Here is a 19,299-nt window from a genome sequence, read left to right on the forward strand (position 1 = left end):
GTACGACGCGGGCGCCGAGGCGTAGACTCTGCAGTCACCATCACCTGCGTGTTGACCCCATCCGCAGGGTTGTCCGGGGGGACTCGAGCTCGAGGGGAGCTGCTCATGAGCATGTCCAGGATCATGCGTCGTACGTCTGTCGGGGTGGCCGCCGCCGGTGCCGCCTGCGCGATCGGTCTGGCCACCGCGCCGACGGCCTCGGCCGCGCCGGCAGTGCAACCGGTGCAGCCCGTCCAGGCTGTCGGTTCGGTCGCGATCTGCTTCGGCATCCCGATCGGGCCGGTCACCATCAGCGTCTGTCTCTGATCGGACTCACTGAGATCCCATTGCTGTTCGTCCCGGCCTCCGGGACGAACAGCAACGTGATCGCGTGACCGGTTTGTGCCCGGTCCGCTGAGATCCCGGGCCCAATGGTCCTCGCGCACGTACGATTCCCCGATGACGTCGACAACGGCCGTGGTCGAGGCGGGTACGGCCCCGAAGCGGGCGAAAGCGATCCTGGTCGCGCTGATCCTGGTGGCCGGGGTGGCCAACATCAATCTCGCGGTGGCGAATGTCGCGCTGCCCGACATCGGAAAGGCGCTCGACGCGAGTTCGACGCAGCTGAACCTGGTCGCGGTCGGCTACTCGCTCGGCCTCGCGGCGTCGGTGCTCTACTTCGGCGCGCTGGGAGACCGGCACGGCCGCAAGCGAATGCTCGTCATCGGTATGTGCCTGTCGATCCCGGCGTCGCTCGTCGCCGGGTTCGCGCCCAACGTCGAGGTCCTGTTCGGCGCCCGCCTGGTCGGTGGCATCGCGGCGGGCCTGGCCTTCCCGACCACCCTCGCGGTGATCACCGCCCTGTGGTCGGGACCGAAACGCGTCCGCGCGATCGCCGCGTGGTCGGCGTTCGGCGGTGCGATCTCGGCGTTGGGGCCCGTGCTGTCCGGGGCTCTCCTCGAGGTCCTGTCGTGGCACTCGGTGTTCCTCGTGACCCTGCCGCTGGCCGTCGTCGCGCTGCTCGCCGCATGGCGGCTGGTGCCCGCCGACAACGGTGACGAGGCCGCGGTCGTCGACAACCTGGGCGGCGTCGTGTCCATCGTGATGGTGGGGTCGCTCGTGCTCGCGATCAACTTCGCCCCCAACTCCGATCAGCGACTCCAGGTCTACATCCTGGCCGCGATCGCGTTGCTCACCGGCGCGGGCTTCGTCTGGCGGCAGCTGCGGGTGCGGGTTCCGTTGTTCGACCTCCGCATCGCGTCCCGACGGACCTTCTGGGTCGCGGCGGTGGGCGGGCTGATCGTGTTCGGCACGCTCATGGGAGCGATGTTCATCGGGCAGCAGTACATGCAGAACGTGCTCGGATACTCCACCCTCGCGGCCGGCGCCACGATCCTCCCGGCGGCGGCCGCCATGATCGTCGTGGCACCACGGTCGGCAAAGCTGGTGCAGAACATGGGTTCGCGCTTCACCTTGCTGTCGGGCTACGCGTTCATCGTCGTCGGCCTGGTGCTCGCGATGCTCACCTGGGACGAGCACGCCCACTTCTGGCATGTGGGCCTGGTCTACGTCCTCGTCGGGGTGGGCGTCGGTCTCGCCGGCACCCCGGCGTCGCAGTCGCTGACCGGCTCGGTGCCGGTGCAGCGCGCCGGGATGGCGTCGAGCATGTCCGATCTGCAACGCGACCTCGGCGGCGCGATCCTGCAGTCCACCCTCGGCGCGATCCTGACGGCGGGTTACGCAAACCAGTTGCAGCAGAGCATCTCCGATTCACCGCAGGCCGACCAGGTGACCGAACAGACCGAAGCCGCGCTCACGAAGTCGTTCTCGAGTGCCGAGGTCATGGCCGAGCGTTACCCGCAGTATGCCGATCAGATCATCGGTGCGGCCCGCGACGCGTTCGTCCAGGGTGACAAGAACGCCTACGGCGCGGCGGCCGGCATCGTCCTGCTCGGTGCGGCCGTGGTGTTCTTCTTCTACCCCAAACACGAGGCGGAGCGAACGGCTATGGCGGAGTACGCAAAACAGCGCAGCCTCTGAGACCCGGACCTCAACCGGCAGCATCGGCCGGTGGCGAATCGAAAGCCGCCAGCAGCATTCGCGCCGCCATCGCGACGAGCGACGCCCGGTCGGCGTCCCGCGGCCGCTGCAACGCGATGCGCAGGCACAGGCTGGCGGTCGCGCCCATGGTCAGGAACACCAGTTCGTCGATGGCCCGGTCGTCGAGGTCGGGCCGCAGGCGCGACGGCAGAATCCGCGCGAGCGGGAGGAGGGGTCCCTCGACCTCCGCCCAGGCGTCGCCGAAGCCGTGCTCGCCGATCTCGAGTGAGGCACGCAGTACCGGCGCGTGCGACTCGAACGACGACACCAGGGTCTCGACCACCGTGACCATCGCGATGTCCGGTTGCTGGTCCATCGCCCGGCCGATACCGCTCGCGAGGGTCGCGGTGATGTCGTGGACGGCGGCGAGGCGCAGCTCCTCGACGATCGCGTCCATGTCGGCGAAGTAGCGGTACACCGTCCCGATGCTCACGTGCGCGTGGCCGGCGAGTTCGGCGGTCGTCGGCCGGCGGCCGGGGCGACGCTCCAAAAGAGTGAGGGTGGATGTGAGCAGTCGCTGGCGCATCTCCCGGCCGCGTTGCTGTTTCGGCGCACTGCGTCGTTGCAGTGCTGTACTTTTCGAGTTCGTCGACGATGCCATCAAAAGTGAATGGTAAGTGAGGATTGCTCGTGTTCTCATGGATTGATGGAACGGACCGCGCCCGCCGACCTCGTGAACACCGACCTCGCCGTGCAGCGGTTCGGGACGGCCGGCCGTGACTGGCTCGACCAGATGTGGCTCGCGGACCCACTCGCCGACGCCGTGGCCGCCGACCGGCAGCACGGCGGCCCCACGACGACCGTGCTGCGGGCGGCGCTGGAGAGCGGCATCGACTCGGTCGACGACGCCACCGACTCGCTGCGCGCATTGTTCGGGTTCCTCGACGACGAGCCCGATTGGGTCGATCACGACCGGATGAGCCGCGCGGCTGATGCGCTGGTCGTCAACACCGCGCCGCTGGGCATCGTGCTCGGCGCGGCCTCGCTGGTCCGCGGGGCGGGTAACACGATCGCGGGCAAGCCGCTCGCGGTCACCGGACGGTATGTGTCACAGCCGGCGGTGCGCTCGGTCGAGGTCGGTGAATGGCTGGGTCAGGTGCTCACGCCCGGCGGGATGCGTCGTGACGGAGCCGGTTTCGCGTACACGGTACGGGTCCGGATGATCCACGCGCACGTCCGCCACATGCTGCTCACACGCGGGGACTGGGACGAGAAGGCCTGGGGCGTGCCGATCCCGCAGCCGTACATGGCGTTCACGATCGCCGAGTTCGGGCACATCGCGATCGACGCGATGCACAAGCTCGGGGTGCGGTTCACCGACCGCGAACTCGACGACATCTACCACCTGTGGCGATACGTCGGGCACGTCGTCGGCATGAGTCCCGAGCTGAACCCGGTGTGCGAGGCCGACCACGTCCGCATCGAAGACCTCTACCGGTTGACCTCGCCGGGGCCGGGCCCCGATGACCGGGACTTCGTCGTCGCGCTGACCGACGACTACCTGGTACCGGAACTGGCCGCGGTCTTCCCCGGACCGGCGGCGCTCCGACATCGGCTTGCGGCGACGACGATGCACGGCCTGCAGCGGGTCTTCATCGGCGACGCCGACGCGGATGCGCTCCGGATTCCCGACGGCCGGCTCAAGCATGTCCTGAGCCGGGTCGGGCCGGTCCTCGCGGCGGCCGGGTCGGTGCAGCGGGTCGGGGGAGCCCGACGCGCGCGGACTCGGCTCGAGAAAGCCTATCGCGCACGGGACGTCGCGATGGCGCGGATGCGCACGGACTACCGCGTCACCCACGACCTGGTCGACGCCGCGCCCGGACCCCAAAGCGCCGATCAGCCCTCGAAGCGGCTGGCGGCGGTGACGTCCTCGGTCAGGCAGTAGCCGACCGAGACAGGCTGCGCGAACGACCATTTCGTCTCGTCCTCGGTGCAGGTGAGGGAATCCCCGCCCCGGCTGACGGTCTTGGCGAGGATGGTGCTGTCCGCGGGGGAGGCGCTGCACTCGACCTCGCGGTAGTCGGCGAGCTTGCCGCCGTTGACCGGGATCTGGTAGCACGCGTCGACCGCGAAGTTGGGTGTGAGGCAGAGCTTCTGGTCGCCCTCACCGAACGTGAGCGCAGAGGTGTTGGGGGTGCCGCACTCCGCCGAGGTGTTGACCTTGTCGGCGGCGTAGAAGGTCAGCCCCTCGGTTCCTTCGCAGTCGGCCTTCGTCGCCTCGACCTTGCCCTCGCCGGCCTCCGAGCCGATCTGCAGGCACTCGCCCACGTCGATGTCGGAGGCCTCCTCGATCGACTGCGTGCCGACGCTGACACTGCAGGCCGCCAGCGCCGAGAAGCCCACGCAGGCCGCGATCACCGCGGCACGCCGACCCAACTGCCAGAAGGGCCTGGCCACGGGCGGCACGTCGTCGCCGGGTCCGGCAATCCGATCGGCGGAGGCTTGCGAATAGCTGGGGATGCTGCGCGACATCGTCGTTCCTATCGTCTGGAGTGGGCGGATGCCCGGTCTCGGCTGCTCATCGTGGTGATCGGGTGATGGACAACAGGATGTCGCCAGGCGCTTGGTGCGAACTTGGGGTCGACTTGTCCGGTCCTTGAGGGGCGCGTCCAAGTCGGGAGTGGAGGGTGCGTCGGAGTGGTTTCGACAAGCTCAACCAGCTGGGGGCGCTCGACCAGCGGAGGCAGAGAGGAGAGCCGATGTCCGTTCCGTCCGGCGGTGTGGTCCGGGTGGTGCTCCCGCATCAGTTGTTCGAATCACACCTCGACGCGGAGCCCGGCACCCGCTTCGTTCTCGTCGAACACGATCTCATGTTCCGGCAGTACCGGTTCCACGTACAGAAGCTCGTCCTGCACCGGGCGAGTATGCGCAGGTTCGCCGATCGGTTGCGGGACCGGGGCTTCGACGTCGACATCCTGGAGACCGACGCCCAGCAGTCCAGTCACGACAAACTCGTCGCCCACCTGTCGCGTCGGAAGCCGTCGTCCATCCACCTCTATGACGTCGTCGACGACTGGCTGTCCGGGGATCTGCTGGCGGCCTTCGACCATGCCGGGTGCCCGCTCGCGGCCGACGACATCGCCGAGAGCCCGAACTTCCTGACCACCCGTCGCCAGCTCCGGGAGTTCTTCGGCGGCAACCGGCCGCGGATGCAGCAGTTCTACACCTGGCAGCGCCGGCGGCTCGGCATCCTCGTCGACGACGACGGCAAGCCGGAGGGCGGCCGGTGGAGCTACGACTCCGAGAACCGGAAGAAGCTGCCGAAGGGCCACGAGGTTCCGCAACCGACACCGCCTGCGCGACATCCGGAGGTCGACGCCGCGATCGCCTGGGTGTCGGATGCGTTCCCCGACAACCCGGGCGACGCGGACGCCTTCGGGTGGCCGACGGCTCACGACGAGGCGCGGGCGATGCTCGAACAGTTCCTCGCCGACCGGTTCGCGGAGTTCGGTCCGTACGAGGATGCGATCAGCGCCGAGCACCCCTTCGTCTTCCATTCGCTGCTGACGCCCGGCCTCAACATCGGGCTGTTGAGTCCGCGCACGGTGCTGACCAGGGCGCTGGAGGTCGGCGCTCGAAACCGCGTCCCGCTGGCCGGCCTCGAGGGTTTCGTGCGGCAGCTGATCGGCTGGCGGGAGTACATGCGGGCCTCGTATGAGATCCGCGGACGTGGCCTCCGCAGCCGGAACCACCTCGGTCACGATCGCCGGCTGCCGGACGGGTGGTGGACCGCGGAGACCGGCCTCGAACCGGTGGATCTCGTGATCCGGCGGGTCCTCGAACACGGGTATGCCCACCACATCGAGAGATTGATGGTCCTCGGCAATGCGATGTGCCTGCTCCGTATCGACCCCGAGGAGATCTACGAGTGGTTCATGGAGATGTTCGTCGACGCCTACGACTGGGTGATGGTCCCGAACGTGTACGCGATGAGTCAGTTCGCGGCGGGCGAGGCGATCACCACCAAGCCCTACGTCTCGGGTAGCAACTACCTGAAGAAGATGTCGGACATCCCGGCCGGGGACTGGACCGAGGACTGGGACGGGCTCTACTGGACGTTCGTGCGCGACCACCGGGACGTCTTCGAGGCCAACGCGCGCTCCAACTTCCTCGCGCGGGCCTACGATCGGCTGCCGTCGGGCACGAAGGCGGCGCACAGCCGCCGGGCGGGACGATGGCTGGGGTGATCGATCCGGTCGTCAGCGCCCGCCGAGTGACTCGTCGAGCGCCCGCAGCTGTTCCGGGCGCACGTCGCGGAGGACGGCGAGGGTCGCGGTGATCGCGAGGTCGCAGGCCTCGTCGACGCCGGCGCCGTCGACGATGAGCGCGCGGTGCGCGACGTCGAGGCTCATGCCCAGCAGGAGCGAGGCGAGGGTGTCCGCACTGGCGGCGATCCGCGCCCCGCGTTCGGCGTAGTTGTCACGCAGGCGTGCGGCGATCCGGGGTTCGAGCGCGGCATAGAGCCGGCGGTCGCTGCCGCCCTCCCGATGACCGATGAGGACGCGCAGGCCTTCCGGGTGGCGTCGGGCGTAGTCGAACAAGGCGAGCACCGAATGGCGGGCACGGGCCCCGTAGGGCATGTTCTCACTCGCGTCGTACACCTCGAACATGAACGAGGTGAAGGTGTCGAGTTCGCGGGTCATCACGCGATTGACCAGCTCGTCGCGGGAGTCGAAGTGCGCGTACAGGGTCACCCGGGTGGTGCCGCCGCGTTCGGCGATGGCGGTCATCGTGGCGCGTTCGGCACCGACCTCGGCGATGACCGCGCACGCGGCGTCGAGCAATTCGTCGTCGGTGGGCCGGTTGCGTGTGTTGCGTGGGGGTCGTGCGGTGTCGGCATCCGTCCGCACCGGATCGTTCTCGTCTCCGACGGCCACGTCGTCCGGTCCCCGTTCGTCTCGTCCTGCGCCTCTGCTCGTCGTGCGGCCTAGGAGGCGAGATCGTCGACGGTCCGGCCGAAGTAGGCCGCCTCGACCATGTCTCGGCGACTGCGGAGTTCGCCTGCGGGCGCCGAGAGTGCGACACGACCGTGGTGGAGCACGATCGCGGCGTCGGCGATGCCGAGGGCCAGGTCGATGTGCTGCTCGACGAGGACGACCGCCATCTGGTGTTCGTCGGCGATCGACCGCAAGCGGGGCAGCAGGTCCTGGACCGCGACCGGGGACAGACCGAGGCTCAGTTCGTCGATGAGCAGCACTCTCGGATTCGCGAGCAGCGCCTTGGCGAGCGCCAGCATCTGCTGTTCGCCACCGGACAGGTTGCCGCAGCGCCGCCCCCGCATCGTCTTGAGTTTGGGAAAGTACTGGTAGGCGGTGTCGAGGTCGGGTCCGTTGCGACGTCTGGCGAGACGGAGGTTGTCCGACACCGACAGCCGGTGGAACACCCCGCGCGTGTCGGGTACCAGAGTCACCCCGCGACGCGCATTGCGTTCGATCCGGCGGTCGATCGGATCGCCCAGGGCGGTGACCGTGCCCGACATCAGGCCGAGCGCACCGACCGCGGCGAGGAGGCTCGTCGTCTTGCCGGCCCCGTTCGGGCCGAGCAGAGCCAGGATCTCGCCCGGCCGGACGGACGCGCTGAGACCGCGGACGGCAGGGACCCCGCCGTAGCCGACGGTGATCTGGTCGATCTCCAGCACCGGTGCGGCCGGGTCGGGTGTCGTCGATCCCGGCCCGTTCGGCGTGGACGACGACTCGGCGTGCGTGCTCATGGCGTCTCCTTCGGGGCGTGCCCGGTCGGGCCGATGTCTGACGGTCGTTCGGTGTCGATGCCCCCACCGGACGGGCCGGCCGGCGGAACAGGTGGATCGACGACCGCATCCGGGTCCACCTCGGGGCTGCCGAGGTAGGCCGAGATCACCGCGGGATCGTCCTGGATGGCGGCCGGTGGTCCGCTGGCGATGACACGACCGAAGTCGAGCACGTACAGACGGTCGCAGACGTCGAGCACCAGGGACATGTCGTGGTCGATGAGCAGGATGCCGATGCCGGTCGCGGCGATCCGACGGAGTTCGATGCCGAAGTCGCGGCTCTCGTGGGTGTCGAGCCCGGCGGCCGGTTCGTCGAGCAGGACGAGCTGGGTCCCGCCGACCAGCGCGCGGGCCACGCCCACGAGTTTCTGCTGCCCGAGGGTCAGCTCGCCGGGGAGTTGATCGGCGGCATCGGCCAGGCCGACGAGTTCGAGCGCCGAGGAGATGACGTCGGCCGGGGGTCGGGACCCGTTGACGACGTCGGCGAGCATGGCCCGCAGGCCGACGGGTTGTACTGCCACGGCAAGGTTCTGGGCGACGGTCAGATCGGTGAACAGTTCGCCCGCCTGCCATGTCCGGGCCATACCCGCCCGGCGTCGGCGATGCGGGCTCGCCTTGTCGAGTCGCTCCCCGCGCAGTGACACCGTGCCGGTGGCCTTCGTGAACCCGGTGACCGCGTCGACGAACGTGGTCTTGCCTGCGCCGTTGGGGCCGATCAGCCCGACGATCTCGCCTGCTGCGACCGAGATGTCGATGTCGGAATTGGCGCTGACGCCGCCGTACCGGACCGACAGTCCACCGGTCTCGAGAAGTGTCGTCGCCGTGGCCGGCTTGTCGAGTGTCGACTCAGACATGTGCGCCCTCCGGTGCGTTCTGGGCCGCCCCCGGGGCTTCCGGATGGGGCGGCGGTCGGTGGCGGTGTGCGCGTATCCGCTCGCCGAACTCCGACATCGCACCGGCGACGCCGACCGGGTTCAGCACGGCCATCAGCAGCAGGCTGCCGGCCGCGAAGAGCTCGTAGTACTCACCGAGACTGAGGGTTTGGTTGAGGAACACGTAGCCCACGCCCAGCGGTCCGATGATGCCGGCGAGAACCGCGCCGGCGAACGAGGTGATGCCACCGACGTAGGTCATCGCGAGCAGGGTGAGCCCGATCATGACCGTGAACGAGCCAGCCGACAGCTGGCCCCGGCTGTAGCCGATGAGACAGCCACCGATGCCGGCGAGGAACGCCGACAGCGCGAAACCGAGCAGCTTGGTCGCGGCCACGTTGATCCCGACCGACGACGCCGCGCGCTCGTTGGACCGTACGGCCAGGAAGGCACGGCCGGTGGAGCCACCCATGAAGCGCAGCACCACCAGGGTTGCGATCGCGACGACGATGAGGACCATCAGCGAGAACCGGATCGTGACGAGGTTGGTGCCGTCGCGGACACCGAGGTCGATGCCGAAGATCGTCGGGTCCGCGATGAGGTTGCCCTCGAAGGAGGTGATGGCCGGGTTGTTGAAGACGAAGCTCTGGATCGCCAGTGCTGCCGCCAATGTCACGACGGCGAGCTGGGCGCCTCGGATCCGCAGTGCGGGTACGCCCACCAGTACGCCGAGACCGGTCGCGATCAGCGCCGCGAAGATCATGCTGAACGGGAAGGACACATCCCAGTTGGTGGTCAGCTTCGAGAGCGCGAAACCGGCCGCACCGGCAAACGCCATGCTGGCCAGCGAGATCTGGCCGAGATAACCGGTGAGCAGCACCAGGGACAGGGCGATGAGGCTGAGGATCACCGAGGTGACGACGCCGAAACGCCAGCTGCCGGAGGTGACCAGGATGGCCGCGACGACGACGGCGATGCAGACGACCGTCGGGATCACCCGGATGCGTGGGATGCGGACCGCGGGCATCCGCACCTCGCCGAGCGAACCGCGGGAGGGGATACGACCGCCGAGGAGGAAGAGGGCGACGACGACGATGATGAACGGGACGGCGTCGCCGAGGCCGGCCTGCGCCCATTCGGGCCACCAGTCCTTGGTGGTGAGCCAGGTGATCACCGACTGAAAGGCGCCCAGGACGAGGCCTGCGGCGCACGCGATTCCGAAGGAGGTGAGCCGGCCGACGAGCGCGACTGCCAGCGCCGGGATGACGAAGAAGGTGTAGCTGGTCTCGGTGAGTCCGATCGTGTACGACGCGAGCACGACGATGAGTCCGGTGGCCGCTCCCGTCAATGCCCACACGATGCCCGCGAGGCGGTCGGGGGAGTAGCCCGAGAGTCGCGCCGCCAGTTCGTCTTCGGACCCGGCGCGAGTCGCGACGCCCAGGGTGGTGAGGCGGAAGTAGGCCCAGAGGACGAGGGAGATGACGATGGCGACACCGGCCAGGATCAGATCCGAGACGTTCACGACCGCACCGGCGATGTCGATGGTGTTCTCCGGCAGGATCGCCTCCGCGAAGAGGTTCTCGGTCTCGAAACGTAGATGCACCAGGGCCTGGATGAAGAGCATGAGGCCCACGGAGGCGACCACCTGTGCGAGCACCGGAGCCGAGCGTAGCGGCCGGAAGATGAGCACATGCGCGAGCAGCGCCCAGACCACCGCGCTGAGTACACCGAGCACCAGCGCGAGTTCCATTGACGTGGGCTCGGATTCACTGCCGAGTTGCAGGGTGCCGATCGGCAGGACGAGACTGCCGTCGGTGCGTAGCGCCGCGACGAGGTAGACCGAGTACAGGCCGATGGCGCCCTGCGCGAAGTTGATGATGCCGGTGGCGGCATAGATGCCCACGAGGGACGACGCGAGCACCGAGTATATGGCACCGGCGGATAGTCCGAGGAAGACGAACTGGAGGAACTGGCCCATGTGGCGTACTCATTCGTTCGGCGCGGACGGATCTCACGCGCGTGAGGGGTGCGGGATTCGGGGGGTCGAGGCTTCAGGACGGGGGGCAGAGCCGGGTGTGGCGGGGTGGGTGTCCACCCCGCCACGTCACGACCTGTCTCAGTAGGCGCCCGGGATGCGTTGCAGCGCAGCCGGGAGCGGGGTGATGAAACCGCCGGTGGCGGGTTCGGTCTTCTTCTCGGCGACGACGTCGAACAGCAGCATCTCGGTGGTGCAGTTCGGCGTGGTCGGCTTACCGCAGTTGAGCTTCGGGCCGATGAAGGACTGGTAGTCCGTGACTGCCTTCAACGCACCGAGCACGTTGGGTCCGGTGTAGTCGGTCACCTTGGCGTTGTTGAGCGTGATCGCGAAGTCGGCGAGGGTCGCGAACGTGCCGTAGGCGTAGAAGCCCCCGGTGCCGCCCTGCTCGTCGATGAACTTCTGGGCGATCTCGAGGTTCGCCTTGGCCGGCTCCGGTGCGGAGTCGATGGCCGGAGGTTGCCAGATCGGTGAGTACGTCTGTGCGCCAACGGCTTGCGCACCCATGGTGTCGATGAAGTCGGTGCAGGCCGCCATGAACATGGTGCCCTCGTAGTTCACCGAGCGCAACGACTGGGCGAGCTTGGTGCACACGTTGTCGTTCTGGGAGGTCATCAGACCGGCCGCGGCGGGATTGCCCTCGGCCAGGGTGGTGGCCAACGAGGTGAAGTTCGGGCCGGTCGGCGGGTAGTAGACCGACTTGACGTCGATGCCGAGCTGGGCGCCGAGCGGCTTCATCAAGCCGTCGAACACCTGATGTGCTTGTGGGAGGTCGGCATTCGCCAGCGTCAGTGAGTTCTTGTTCGCGGCCTTGAGCTGCTGCATGAAGCCGACGAGGAAGGCGGCGGGTGGCGGACCGAAGTACACGCGGTTCTCCGCCGAGGCGCCGGTGGAGGTGTTGAACGGGATCTGACCGACCAGTGGGATCCCGGCCGAGGTGAGAATGGGTACAGCGGAGGCGGATTCGGCGTTGTACCCGTCGATGGCGGCGACCACGCCTGCCTCGACGAACTGGTTGGCGCACGACACCGTCGATTCCGGTGCGGTCTGGTCGATCCCGCAGTCGACGATCTCGACGGGCCGGCCGCCGATGCCGCCGATCTGGTTGTTGATGTAGTCCAGGGCGGCGTCCTTGCCGGTGGTCACGCCACCCTGGGTGGCGGGTCCCTTGGTGGGGTTGAACAACCCCACCTTGATCGTCTCGCCCGACGCCTTGGTGCCACTGGCATCCGCGGCTGAGCCGTCCGACGATCCGCCGTCGTCGCTGCTGCACGACACGACCGAGAAGATGCACGCCGCGGCGACGGCCACTGCCGCCAACCGTCCGGCTCTCCTGCGTGAATTCGACCAACGCATGTTTCGACTGCCTTTCCCGATGATCTCCGGGCACGACGGAACCGCCCCGGAAAGGGGCATGGCGACATCGCCCCGGCGGGGCTTAGAAGGAATGAGTTCATCGACCCAGCGCTGTATCTGGGTCCGCGATTCCGGCACCGTCCGCGCAGGTCACGGCGGTGAGTCCACGTCGGATGTGATGTGGGCCACTCGAAAAGTAGCCACATCCTTACTTCGGTGTCAAGCTGTTGACGCAAACTGGACACACTCTGGATCAGATGGTGACGACACTGCCCGTCGCGATGAGTTCGCAACGGGCAGTGGGACAAACGATTAGGTTACCGCCGGGTCGGCGGGTCCTGGTGAACGGTCACGCGGCCGTCGGGGCCGACGCTGACGTCGGCGGTGTAAGCCCGCACGAGGTCGAGGCGCTGCCAGGAGGAGCGTCCGGGGCGCTGATCGTCGAGCGGATATCCGGCGGGGGCCGAGGTCTGGGCCAGTACCTGGCGGCGCTGCTCGTCGGTGAGCCGCGGATACGCCGAGGCGATCAGGTCGACGGCTTGCCGCGGCACCGTCATCGGGTGGGTCGACGATGCGACGCGACCGAACCCGTAGGTCATGCGTTGCGCGTAGATCGCCTGGGCTTCGGCGTCGGTGGCATAGGGCGTATCACGCGCGATGCACACCGAGAGGGCTGCGCCGCAACGCCATTCGAGCTCCTTGCGGATCTCGGTGGCGGACGCGGTCAGGAGCCGGCGGAACTCGGCGTCGTTCCAGCGGTCGGCGGCGGCGGCCTGGCCGACCATCGCACCACCGATCACGTCGAGCGGGTAGTGCACACCCAGCACGATGCGGTGGAATCCGCCCTCGGAGGCGCGGGCGAGGAACTGCGGCGCGAGCTCGGGCAGCATCGAGGCGAACAATGTGCCCCGCCAGAAGAAGAGGCTGGTGTGACCGGAGGGGAACGACGGATTGCTGCCCAGCGCGTCGTACTCGCTCGCGCCGGCGCGCATGTACTTGCGGATCCGCTCCGGCGCCACGATGAACGGCCGCTCGTAGCCGAACACGTACTTCTCGACGAGCGTCGCGTTCGCGAGTCCGCCCGCGCGGGCGAGGTAGTCGCTGAACAGAGCTGTGGTCTTTGGTAGCCGGCCGGCGGCGAGGGCGTCGCGGAAGTGGCGTCCGAGGCGGGCGCCGAAGGCGTCGGACATCGTCTGGAGCGGATCGTCGTGGGCATCGGCGAGCGCGCGACGCTGCAGGCCCGGGTTGTCGGCCGCGGACTGGTTGATCGCGACCGCGGTCTCGAGATTGCGGGTCATCACCTCGGGGTGGTCCCGCCGCAACGCGGTGAAGGTCTCGACGGGCTGGAGGTAGACGCCGCCCGGATACGACGAGATGTCCGACGCATACAGCCGCGCGATGTCGGTGACCGGGAACGGCGTCGGCGTCGGTCGGGCGGGCGCGGCCTGGGCCGGCGCCGCGAGCGAGACGGCGGCCGCGAGTGCCGCTGCGGTACCGACCAGAGACGTGGCCAACCGTGACCGGCGGGACCTCCCCCTTGCTGCGGAGCCGAGTCGAAGGCCGGTCGTTCCAGGTCGGGCGGCGCTGTCCGAGATCACGGTCCAGATCCTAGTCGGAATGTTCGCCGGGCGAACGGTCAGACGGGTCCGTCGACCCGACCGGCAACCCCTGCTCGAGCAGGTCGATCGCGCGCAGGGTGGTCTCGAGCTGTGGCACCTCGCGGTTGTCGTCGAGTTCGGTGGCGAGATGAAAGGTCACCCCGGCCACGGCGTCGAGGAAGACCTTCAACCGGAAGTCGTCGGGTGCGACCCCGAGGTAGTCGGCGATCAGCTGCGTCATGTCGGAGATCATCCGTTCGGCCTCGACCTGAAAGGTCTTCTGCAGCAACGGTTCGGTGCGGATGAGCTGCATGCGTAGGGGATTGCCCACCCAGGGGTCGTCGACGGTGAGGCGGTGCAGTTCGGTCATCAGTCGCCGGATGAGGTCGAAGTGGCTGAGCCCGGGCGGCATCGCTTCGACGATCGCGTGCGCCTCGGCGTGCAGATGCTCGTCACCGATGACCACCTGTTCCTTCGACGGGAAATAGCGGAAGAACGTCGTGTGCGACACCCCGGCCGCCTCGGCGATCTGCTCGACGGTCGTCTTCGCATATCCCTGCTCGGCGATCAGCGTGATCGCGGCCTGCCGGATCGCGTTGCGGGTGCGCATTTTGTTCTTCTCGCGCAGGCCGATCCGACGCCCCGGGATCGGTCCCGGGGCGTCGGAGGTGGCGTGCACCGTCAGGCGGTCGCCCATGTGTGCTCACTCTTCATCGAAAGGGTTGTGCAGCTGCTCAGTTCGCGGGGACCGGGGTCTTGGTGTCGTCCGGTTCCTCGAGCCCGCGGTGGCGGACGGCTTCGCCTTCGATGTCGAAGTTGATGACGAAACGGTCGAGCCAGCGCGGCAGTCCCCATGCGCGGTCACCGAGAAGTGCGATGACCGCGGGTACGACCAGCATGCGAATCACGAAGGCGTCGAAGAACACTGCTGCGGCCAAGGCGAAACCCATCATCTTGGCGGTCGTCTCCGGGGAGAGCATGAATGCGGCGAAGACGCTGATCATGATGATCGCCGCCGAGGTCACCACTCGTGCGCCGTGCCGGTAACCGGCCACGATCGCCTCCTTGGCCGACAAGCCGTGCATGAACTCCTCACGCATTCGTGTCACCAGGAACACCTGATAGTCCATCGCGAGCCCGAACACCACACCGATGAGGAAGATCGGCAGGAAGGAGATGATCGGCTGCGTGTGGGTGATCAGTCCCAGCCAGCCCTCCTGGAAGATCGCCACGGTGACGCCGAAGGTCGCCAGGACCGAGAAGACGAATCCGAGGGTGCCGATGAGTGGGACCCAGAGCGACCGGAAGACGCCGATCATGATCAGGAAGGCGAGACCGACGACCACGACCAGGTACGGGATGAGTGCATCGTCGAGCTTCTGGGAGAGATCGGACATGATGGCTGTCTGACCGCCGACATGCAGTTCGGCGCCACGATTCTCGACCGTCGGTGCGAAGGCGCGGATCTGCTCCATCAGGTCGTGTGTGGCGGCTGACGACGGCGCGCTCTCCGGAGTGACCATGATGAGCGCGGTGTCGCCGGCCCGATTGCCCGTCCAGGTGAGCCCCTCGGGGTTGGCGACATCACCCAGTGTCGCGATGTGCCGGACGGTTTCCTCGGCCGCGGCGTTGATCGCGCCGTCCTCGTCGTGCACGACGACGAGCAAGGGGCCGTTGATGCCCTCACCGAACCCTCGGCTCAGCAGTTCCTGCGCGGGCGCCTCGGCTTCGCTGGACAGCGACAGACCGAGCTCCAGCTTGGTGGCCGGGATGGCCGCGCCCGCGAGCGCCAGGAGGCCGATCACGATGAACGGGATGGGCCACTTGACGACAGTGCGCCCGACCTTGACACCCAGGGTGTCGTCCTCGGATTCCACGGCGTGTTTGATCCAGGGGATTCGAGGTAGGAAGGCGAACCGCCCGAACGCACCGAGAATGGCCGGAATGAGGGTGAGAGCAGCCAGAACCGCGATGAACACGGCGACGCCGGCACCCGCGCCCATCTGAGTGATGATCGGGATGCCGATCACCATGAGGGCCACCACCGCGACGATCACGGTCAGGCCGGCGAACACCACCGCCGACCCGGCGGTGCCGACGGCTCGGCCGATGGCATCTGACGGCGCGCCGCCGCGGAGGAGTTCCGCGCGGTACCGCGACACGATGAACAGGGCGTAGTCGATGGAGACGGCGATGCCGAGCATCGTGACGATGGCGGTGGCGGACTCGTTGATCGACAGCGCCTCGGCCGACAGCGTGAGCAGCAGGATGGTGATGCCGACACTGACGATCGCGGTCACGAGAGGTATGAAGGCGGCGATGAGAGCTCCGAATGCCACGATCATCACGACGAAGGCGACGGCGAAACCGAGCAGTTCGGCCGTGCCGCCTGCTTCCATCACCTGCATCAGCGACCCGGTTGCCGCCACCTGCAGGCCGTCGACGGAGAACTCGTCCACGATCGAGACCAGTTCGTCCTTGTTCTCGACGGTGAGATCGAGGATCGGGATGTCCTGACGGACCTGGATGAGGCCGACGCGGCCGTCGTCGCCGACGACCTGTGCAGCCAGTGCTGGATCAGCGGCCGCAACCGTCAGCGGGTTGACGACGGTCTGCGGCTCGATCACGTCGGGGAGTCCGCGGAGGGCCGCGGCGAGTTCGTTCAGCTGCGCGGTGTGGTTCTGCAGCCCGTCCTCGGCGGCGACGAGGATGCTCGTGGACGCCTGTTCCTGCTGGGCCATGACCTGCGGGAAGTACTGCTCGACCTGTTCGGTGGCAATTCCCGAGTCGGTGCCGGGGAGGCTGAAGTCCTGCGCGAACTTGGGCTGGAGTGCGCCGACCAGTCCGGCGACCGCGATGAGCGCGGCCAGCCAGGCTGCGATCACCGACCATTTGTGGCGGAAGCAGAAGCTTCCGAGCTTGAACAGAAACGACGCCATGACGTGGGAACCTTCCGGTCTTCGTGGAACCGGCCCCCGACGGGCGCGGCGAGTGATCAACAAAATGGTAGCCACTCACACTCGGTACTGAGTACCACTTTTATGAAGAGCTCGGTCACACTTTCATGTCGACGTGAGCCAGGTCGCTCACGTCACGCGCACGTCGAAGGGACTCGTCAGCGAGCGTTCGGCGGGGTCTGGTCTCCGCGAGGGTCTGCGCCGGGGCGGTGGCGCGGATCGACCGGGTTGTTCGACGGCTGGCCGGAGTGACGACCTGCGCTGGTCGAGTCGTCCCGTGCGTCGGAATTCCGTCCGTAGGTGTTCGGTCCTTCAGTGTTCCGTCCGTCGGCGTTGCGTCCGTCGGCGTTGCGTCGAACGTCCGGGTCGAGTCGGTCCGCGCGAGCGAACTCGCTCTCGACCTCCTGCCGCGACTCCGCGGCATGCCCCTGGTGGTGGCGCGCCTGCTCTTGGAGGCGCTTGGCTTCGGCTGCTTTCGCATCCGCCTCGGCCTTGGCCTGGCGGGCCCGGGCGTCGGCCTCCTCGGCAACGGCCTCACGATGGCGGACCGACGAGACCTGCTGGGCGGCGTTCTGCCTGATCTCCTCGGCCTGTACCCGGCGACGCGCCTTCTGCTGACGCATCAGCAACAGCACGAGCGCAAGGATGATGATCACGACGACGACGGCGATGATGATCCAGATGGCGGTGTCCACGACTCACTCCTCGATCGGATGATGGTGCGCGTCGGGTACCCCGCGGTGCGGATGCCTAACCCACCTCGGATGGTGCTCCGACCTGCGGGGGAGAGCCCGTCACCGCGGTGCTTCGACGCTCGGCTGTGCGACCCGCCGTTCGGTGGAACCGGTGATGCGGTCATAGCCGCGGTGCCACAACCATTCGAGGGGGCCTCGCTCGAATCGGCTGAGCCAGACGCGGGAGAACAGCATGAGCATCGCGGCGATCGCGAGGTAGAGGGCGACGGTGGCCGGGACCAGCGTCGTGCCGTCGAGGTGCTGCGCGAGGCCCACTCCCCAGCCATAACAGACCGCACCCGCGATCGCGTTCTGGAGAACGTAGCAGGACAACGCCATTCGTCCGACAGGTGTCAACGCCCGGCCGAACCGCCCGGGCGCGTGACCGTCGGCGTAGTGCCCGGCCACCCAGGCGAGCAGCCCCAGTGCGACGACCGGCGCCAGCCCGTACCGTCCGACGACGAGTCCGGCGTCGCCACCGGCAAGCCCGACGGCGAGGTCGAGGGGAAGCGCGACCCCCAGCCCGGCGACCATCAGGCGTCGTAGGAGCCGGGCGCCGTGCGGTTCCAGAACGCCGGCGCGTAGCAGGGCGGCGCCGACGAGGAAGAGGGCGATCGACATCGGCAGGATGAAGACGACCTCGGCGCGGAACATCAGCAGGTTCTCGGCGCGGAATGCGATGAGGTCGACGAAGCTGCCGTTCGCGTAGGGATTCGGGGACAGTTCGGTGCCGGCGCCCGACCCGGCCGGGGCGGCGAGGAGGGCCCACGTCACCAGGCCCAGCAGGGCGACATGTGTCGAGGCCGCGACTGCGATGGCGACATACTGGCGCCGAAGCCGCATCGACAACAGGTAGGCGACGATGAGTCCGGTGACCGCGTATCCCATGAGGACGTCGAACTCGGTGAAGAGGAAGTAGTTGATCACGCCGTCGACGAACAGCAAGGCGGCTCGCCAGTAGTAGCGACCGGGCCAGGGTCGGCCTCGTCGAACGGCCGACCGCTGCTGGATGGCCAGTCCGATTCCGAACATGATCGTCAGCAGGCCCAAGAACTTTCCCTGGGCGAGTTGCTGCAGGAGGTCCTCGACCATCGACCAGGAGCCGGTCGCGTGATTCGCGCCCTGGATGTATCCCACCAACCCCTCTGGGTTGGTGAAGATCCAGATGTTGGTGGCGAGGGTGCCCAGGATCGCGATGCCGCGCAGGACATCGAGTGCCGCGTGTCGGGTCGACATCGTGTCTCCGTTCTTTGTTGACACAACCGTGCTATCAAAACTCGGGTCAACGTAGCACGGGTGTACTACCATGAGTCAATGCCCAAGTTGATCGACCGGGACGGGCGACGTGCCGAGATAGCCGAGGCCCTGTGGCGGATCGTGTTGCGTGACGGCGCGTCCGGAGTGTCGGTCCGCGAGGTGGCGGCCGAGGCGGGGATCTCGGTGGGTTCGCTCCGGCACGTCTTCGCCGACAAAGAGGAGTTGCTCGAGTTCTCGATGCGGCTGATCTACGAGCGCGTCGCCGTTCGACTACGACGCCACGACCGGATCCGCAATCCGCTGCGCTGGGCCGAGGTCGTGTTGTCGGAGGTCCTGCCGCTCGACGACGAGCGGCGCGTCGAGATGCACGTGAACATCGCGATGGTGACCGAGTCGGTGGCCCATCCGGGGCTTGCGGCTGCGGCGCGTGAGGCCCACGGCGGCCTGCGCTCGCTCTGCCGCACGGTGCTGACGGTCCTCGGCGAGCACGAGATGATCAGCGCGGACCTCGATCTCGACTCGCAGGCGATGGCGTTGCACGCTCTCGTCGACGGCCTGGCGATGCACCTGCTCCTCGCCGGCACCGAATCGCCGGACCGGGCTCGACGCGTACTGCGGGACCATCTGGCGGTGTTGCGGGTCGCGAGCTGATCCGAGCCGCG

17 protein-coding genes are annotated in these 19,299 nt (G+C 67.9%); 5 read left to right on the forward strand and 12 right to left on the reverse strand.

The window, feature by feature from the left end; all coding sequences use genetic code 11:
- Window positions 1-105 precede the first annotated feature (105 nt).
- On the forward strand, window positions 106-306 hold the full coding sequence (locus AB4Z55_RS05450) for a hypothetical protein (RefSeq protein ID WP_033205197.1): 201 nt from the start codon (window positions 106-108) through the stop codon (window positions 304-306).
- A gap of 132 nt (window positions 307-438) precedes the next feature.
- Window positions 439-2,019 carry an MFS transporter gene (locus AB4Z55_RS05455; protein WP_354561768.1) on the forward strand — a complete coding sequence of 527 codons (1,581 nt, stop codon included), beginning with the start codon at window positions 439-441 and terminating at the stop codon, window positions 2,017-2,019.
- A gap of 10 nt (window positions 2,020-2,029) precedes the next feature.
- Here the strand turns inward: AB4Z55_RS05455 and AB4Z55_RS05460 are convergent, their stop codons facing one another.
- Window positions 2,030-2,605, reverse strand: a complete 576-nt coding sequence (locus AB4Z55_RS05460; RefSeq protein ID WP_004022469.1) for a TetR/AcrR family transcriptional regulator — start codon at window positions 2,603-2,605, stop codon at window positions 2,030-2,032.
- Window positions 2,606-2,725: 120 nt separating this feature from the next.
- On the opposite strand from AB4Z55_RS05460, the gene AB4Z55_RS05465 reads away from it, so the two are divergent.
- Window positions 2,726-3,964 (forward strand): oxygenase MpaB family protein, encoded by a 1,239-nt coding sequence (locus AB4Z55_RS05465; RefSeq protein WP_369519322.1) that lies wholly within the window; start codon window positions 2,726-2,728, stop codon window positions 3,962-3,964.
- Here the strand turns inward: AB4Z55_RS05465 and AB4Z55_RS05470 are convergent.
- Window positions 3,916-4,551: a hypothetical protein gene (locus AB4Z55_RS05470; protein ID WP_064571197.1), complete on the reverse strand. Its 636-nt coding sequence runs from the start codon at window positions 4,549-4,551 to the stop codon at window positions 3,916-3,918. The genes AB4Z55_RS05465 and AB4Z55_RS05470 overlap by 49 nt on opposite strands.
- A gap of 227 nt (window positions 4,552-4,778) precedes the next feature.
- Between AB4Z55_RS05470 and AB4Z55_RS05475 the strand changes: the two genes are divergently transcribed.
- Window positions 4,779-6,266, forward strand: a complete 1,488-nt coding sequence (locus AB4Z55_RS05475; protein WP_369519323.1) for a cryptochrome/photolyase family protein — start codon at window positions 4,779-4,781, stop codon at window positions 6,264-6,266.
- Between the two features lie 12 nt (window positions 6,267-6,278).
- Here the strand turns inward: AB4Z55_RS05475 and AB4Z55_RS05480 are convergent, their stop codons facing one another.
- From AB4Z55_RS05480 to AB4Z55_RS05525, 10 genes are all read right to left on the reverse strand, one after another.
- On the reverse strand, window positions 6,279-6,956 hold the full coding sequence (locus tag AB4Z55_RS05480) for a TetR/AcrR family transcriptional regulator (RefSeq protein WP_064571199.1): 678 nt from the start codon (window positions 6,954-6,956) through the stop codon (window positions 6,279-6,281).
- Between the two features lie 50 nt (window positions 6,957-7,006).
- On the reverse strand, window positions 7,007-7,789 hold the full coding sequence (locus AB4Z55_RS05485) for an ABC transporter ATP-binding protein (RefSeq protein ID WP_239403989.1): 783 nt from the start codon (window positions 7,787-7,789) through the stop codon (window positions 7,007-7,009).
- Window positions 7,786-8,682: an ABC transporter ATP-binding protein gene (locus AB4Z55_RS05490; protein ID WP_004022462.1), complete on the reverse strand. Its 897-nt coding sequence runs from the start codon at window positions 8,680-8,682 to the stop codon at window positions 7,786-7,788. Before AB4Z55_RS05490 ends, AB4Z55_RS05485 begins: the two co-directional genes overlap by 4 nt.
- Window positions 8,675-10,678 (reverse strand): ABC transporter permease, encoded by a 2,004-nt coding sequence (locus AB4Z55_RS05495; RefSeq protein ID WP_369519324.1) that lies wholly within the window; start codon window positions 10,676-10,678, stop codon window positions 8,675-8,677. Before AB4Z55_RS05495 ends, AB4Z55_RS05490 begins: the two co-directional genes overlap by 8 nt.
- Window positions 10,679-10,816: 138 nt before the next feature.
- The gene (locus tag AB4Z55_RS05500; RefSeq protein WP_172622070.1) at window positions 10,817-12,091 is read right to left on the reverse strand and encodes an ABC transporter substrate-binding protein; all 1,275 of its coding nucleotides are present in this window, start codon (window positions 12,089-12,091) and stop codon (window positions 10,817-10,819) included.
- 317 nt (window positions 12,092-12,408) lie between these two features.
- Window positions 12,409-13,593 (reverse strand): phosphatase PAP2 family protein, encoded by a 1,185-nt coding sequence (locus tag AB4Z55_RS05505; RefSeq protein ID WP_369520984.1) that lies wholly within the window; start codon window positions 13,591-13,593, stop codon window positions 12,409-12,411.
- 106 nt (window positions 13,594-13,699) lie between these two features.
- The gene (locus AB4Z55_RS05510; protein WP_239401235.1) at window positions 13,700-14,386 is read right to left on the reverse strand and encodes a TetR family transcriptional regulator; all 687 of its coding nucleotides are present in this window, start codon (window positions 14,384-14,386) and stop codon (window positions 13,700-13,702) included.
- A 37-nt stretch (window positions 14,387-14,423) separates the two neighbouring features.
- A complete protein-coding gene (locus AB4Z55_RS05515) occupies window positions 14,424-16,628 on the reverse strand; it encodes an MMPL family transporter (RefSeq protein ID WP_369519325.1) in 2,205 nt (734 codons plus the stop codon).
- 176 nt (window positions 16,629-16,804) lie between these two features.
- Window positions 16,805-17,341: a hypothetical protein gene (locus AB4Z55_RS05520; RefSeq protein ID WP_369519326.1), complete on the reverse strand. Its 537-nt coding sequence runs from the start codon at window positions 17,339-17,341 to the stop codon at window positions 16,805-16,807.
- A gap of 99 nt (window positions 17,342-17,440) precedes the next feature.
- Complete coding sequence (locus AB4Z55_RS05525) at window positions 17,441-18,616, reverse strand: DUF418 domain-containing protein (RefSeq protein WP_369519327.1); 1,176 nt, start codon at window positions 18,614-18,616, stop codon at window positions 17,441-17,443.
- Window positions 18,617-18,694: 78 nt separating this feature from the next.
- On the opposite strand from AB4Z55_RS05525, the gene AB4Z55_RS05530 reads away from it, so the two are divergent.
- Complete coding sequence (locus AB4Z55_RS05530) at window positions 18,695-19,288, forward strand: TetR/AcrR family transcriptional regulator (RefSeq protein ID WP_369519328.1); 594 nt, start codon at window positions 18,695-18,697, stop codon at window positions 19,286-19,288.
- Window positions 19,289-19,299: the final 11 nt, after the last annotated feature.

The organism is Gordonia sp. ABKF26, from assembly GCF_041103195.1.
GTDB lineage: Bacteria > Actinomycetota > Actinomycetes > Mycobacteriales > Mycobacteriaceae > Gordonia > Gordonia terrae.

Bases quoted from the DNA above. Each gene is read 5' to 3' on its own strand.
- AB4Z55_RS05450 (WP_033205197.1), top strand. From the start codon at position 106: ATGAGCATGTCCAGGATCATGCGTCGTACGTCTGTCGGGGTGGCCGCC.
- AB4Z55_RS05455 (WP_354561768.1), top strand. From the start codon at position 439: ATGACGTCGACAACGGCCGTGGTCGAGGCGGGTACGGCCCCGAAGCGG.
- AB4Z55_RS05460 (WP_004022469.1), bottom strand. From the start codon at position 2,605: ATGCGCCAGCGACTGCTCACATCCACCCTCACTCTTTTGGAGCGTCGC.
- AB4Z55_RS05465 (WP_369519322.1), top strand. From the start codon at position 2,726: ATGGAACGGACCGCGCCCGCCGACCTCGTGAACACCGACCTCGCCGTG.
- AB4Z55_RS05470 (WP_064571197.1), bottom strand. From the start codon at position 4,551: ATGTCGCGCAGCATCCCCAGCTATTCGCAAGCCTCCGCCGATCGGATT.
- AB4Z55_RS05475 (WP_369519323.1), top strand. From the start codon at position 4,779: ATGTCCGTTCCGTCCGGCGGTGTGGTCCGGGTGGTGCTCCCGCATCAG.
- AB4Z55_RS05485 (WP_239403989.1), bottom strand. From the start codon at position 7,789: ATGAGCACGCACGCCGAGTCGTCGTCCACGCCGAACGGGCCGGGATCG.
- AB4Z55_RS05490 (WP_004022462.1), bottom strand. From the start codon at position 8,682: ATGTCTGAGTCGACACTCGACAAGCCGGCCACGGCGACGACACTTCTC.
- AB4Z55_RS05495 (WP_369519324.1), bottom strand. From the start codon at position 10,678: ATGGGCCAGTTCCTCCAGTTCGTCTTCCTCGGACTATCCGCCGGTGCC.
- AB4Z55_RS05500 (WP_172622070.1), bottom strand. From the start codon at position 12,091: ATGCGTTGGTCGAATTCACGCAGGAGAGCCGGACGGTTGGCGGCAGTG.
- AB4Z55_RS05510 (WP_239401235.1), bottom strand. From the start codon at position 14,386: ATGGGCGACCGCCTGACGGTGCACGCCACCTCCGACGCCCCGGGACCG.
- AB4Z55_RS05515 (WP_369519325.1), bottom strand. From the start codon at position 16,628: ATGGCGTCGTTTCTGTTCAAGCTCGGAAGCTTCTGCTTCCGCCACAAA.
- AB4Z55_RS05525 (WP_369519327.1), bottom strand. From the start codon at position 18,616: ATGTCGACCCGACACGCGGCACTCGATGTCCTGCGCGGCATCGCGATC.
- AB4Z55_RS05530 (WP_369519328.1), top strand. From the start codon at position 18,695: ATGCCCAAGTTGATCGACCGGGACGGGCGACGTGCCGAGATAGCCGAG.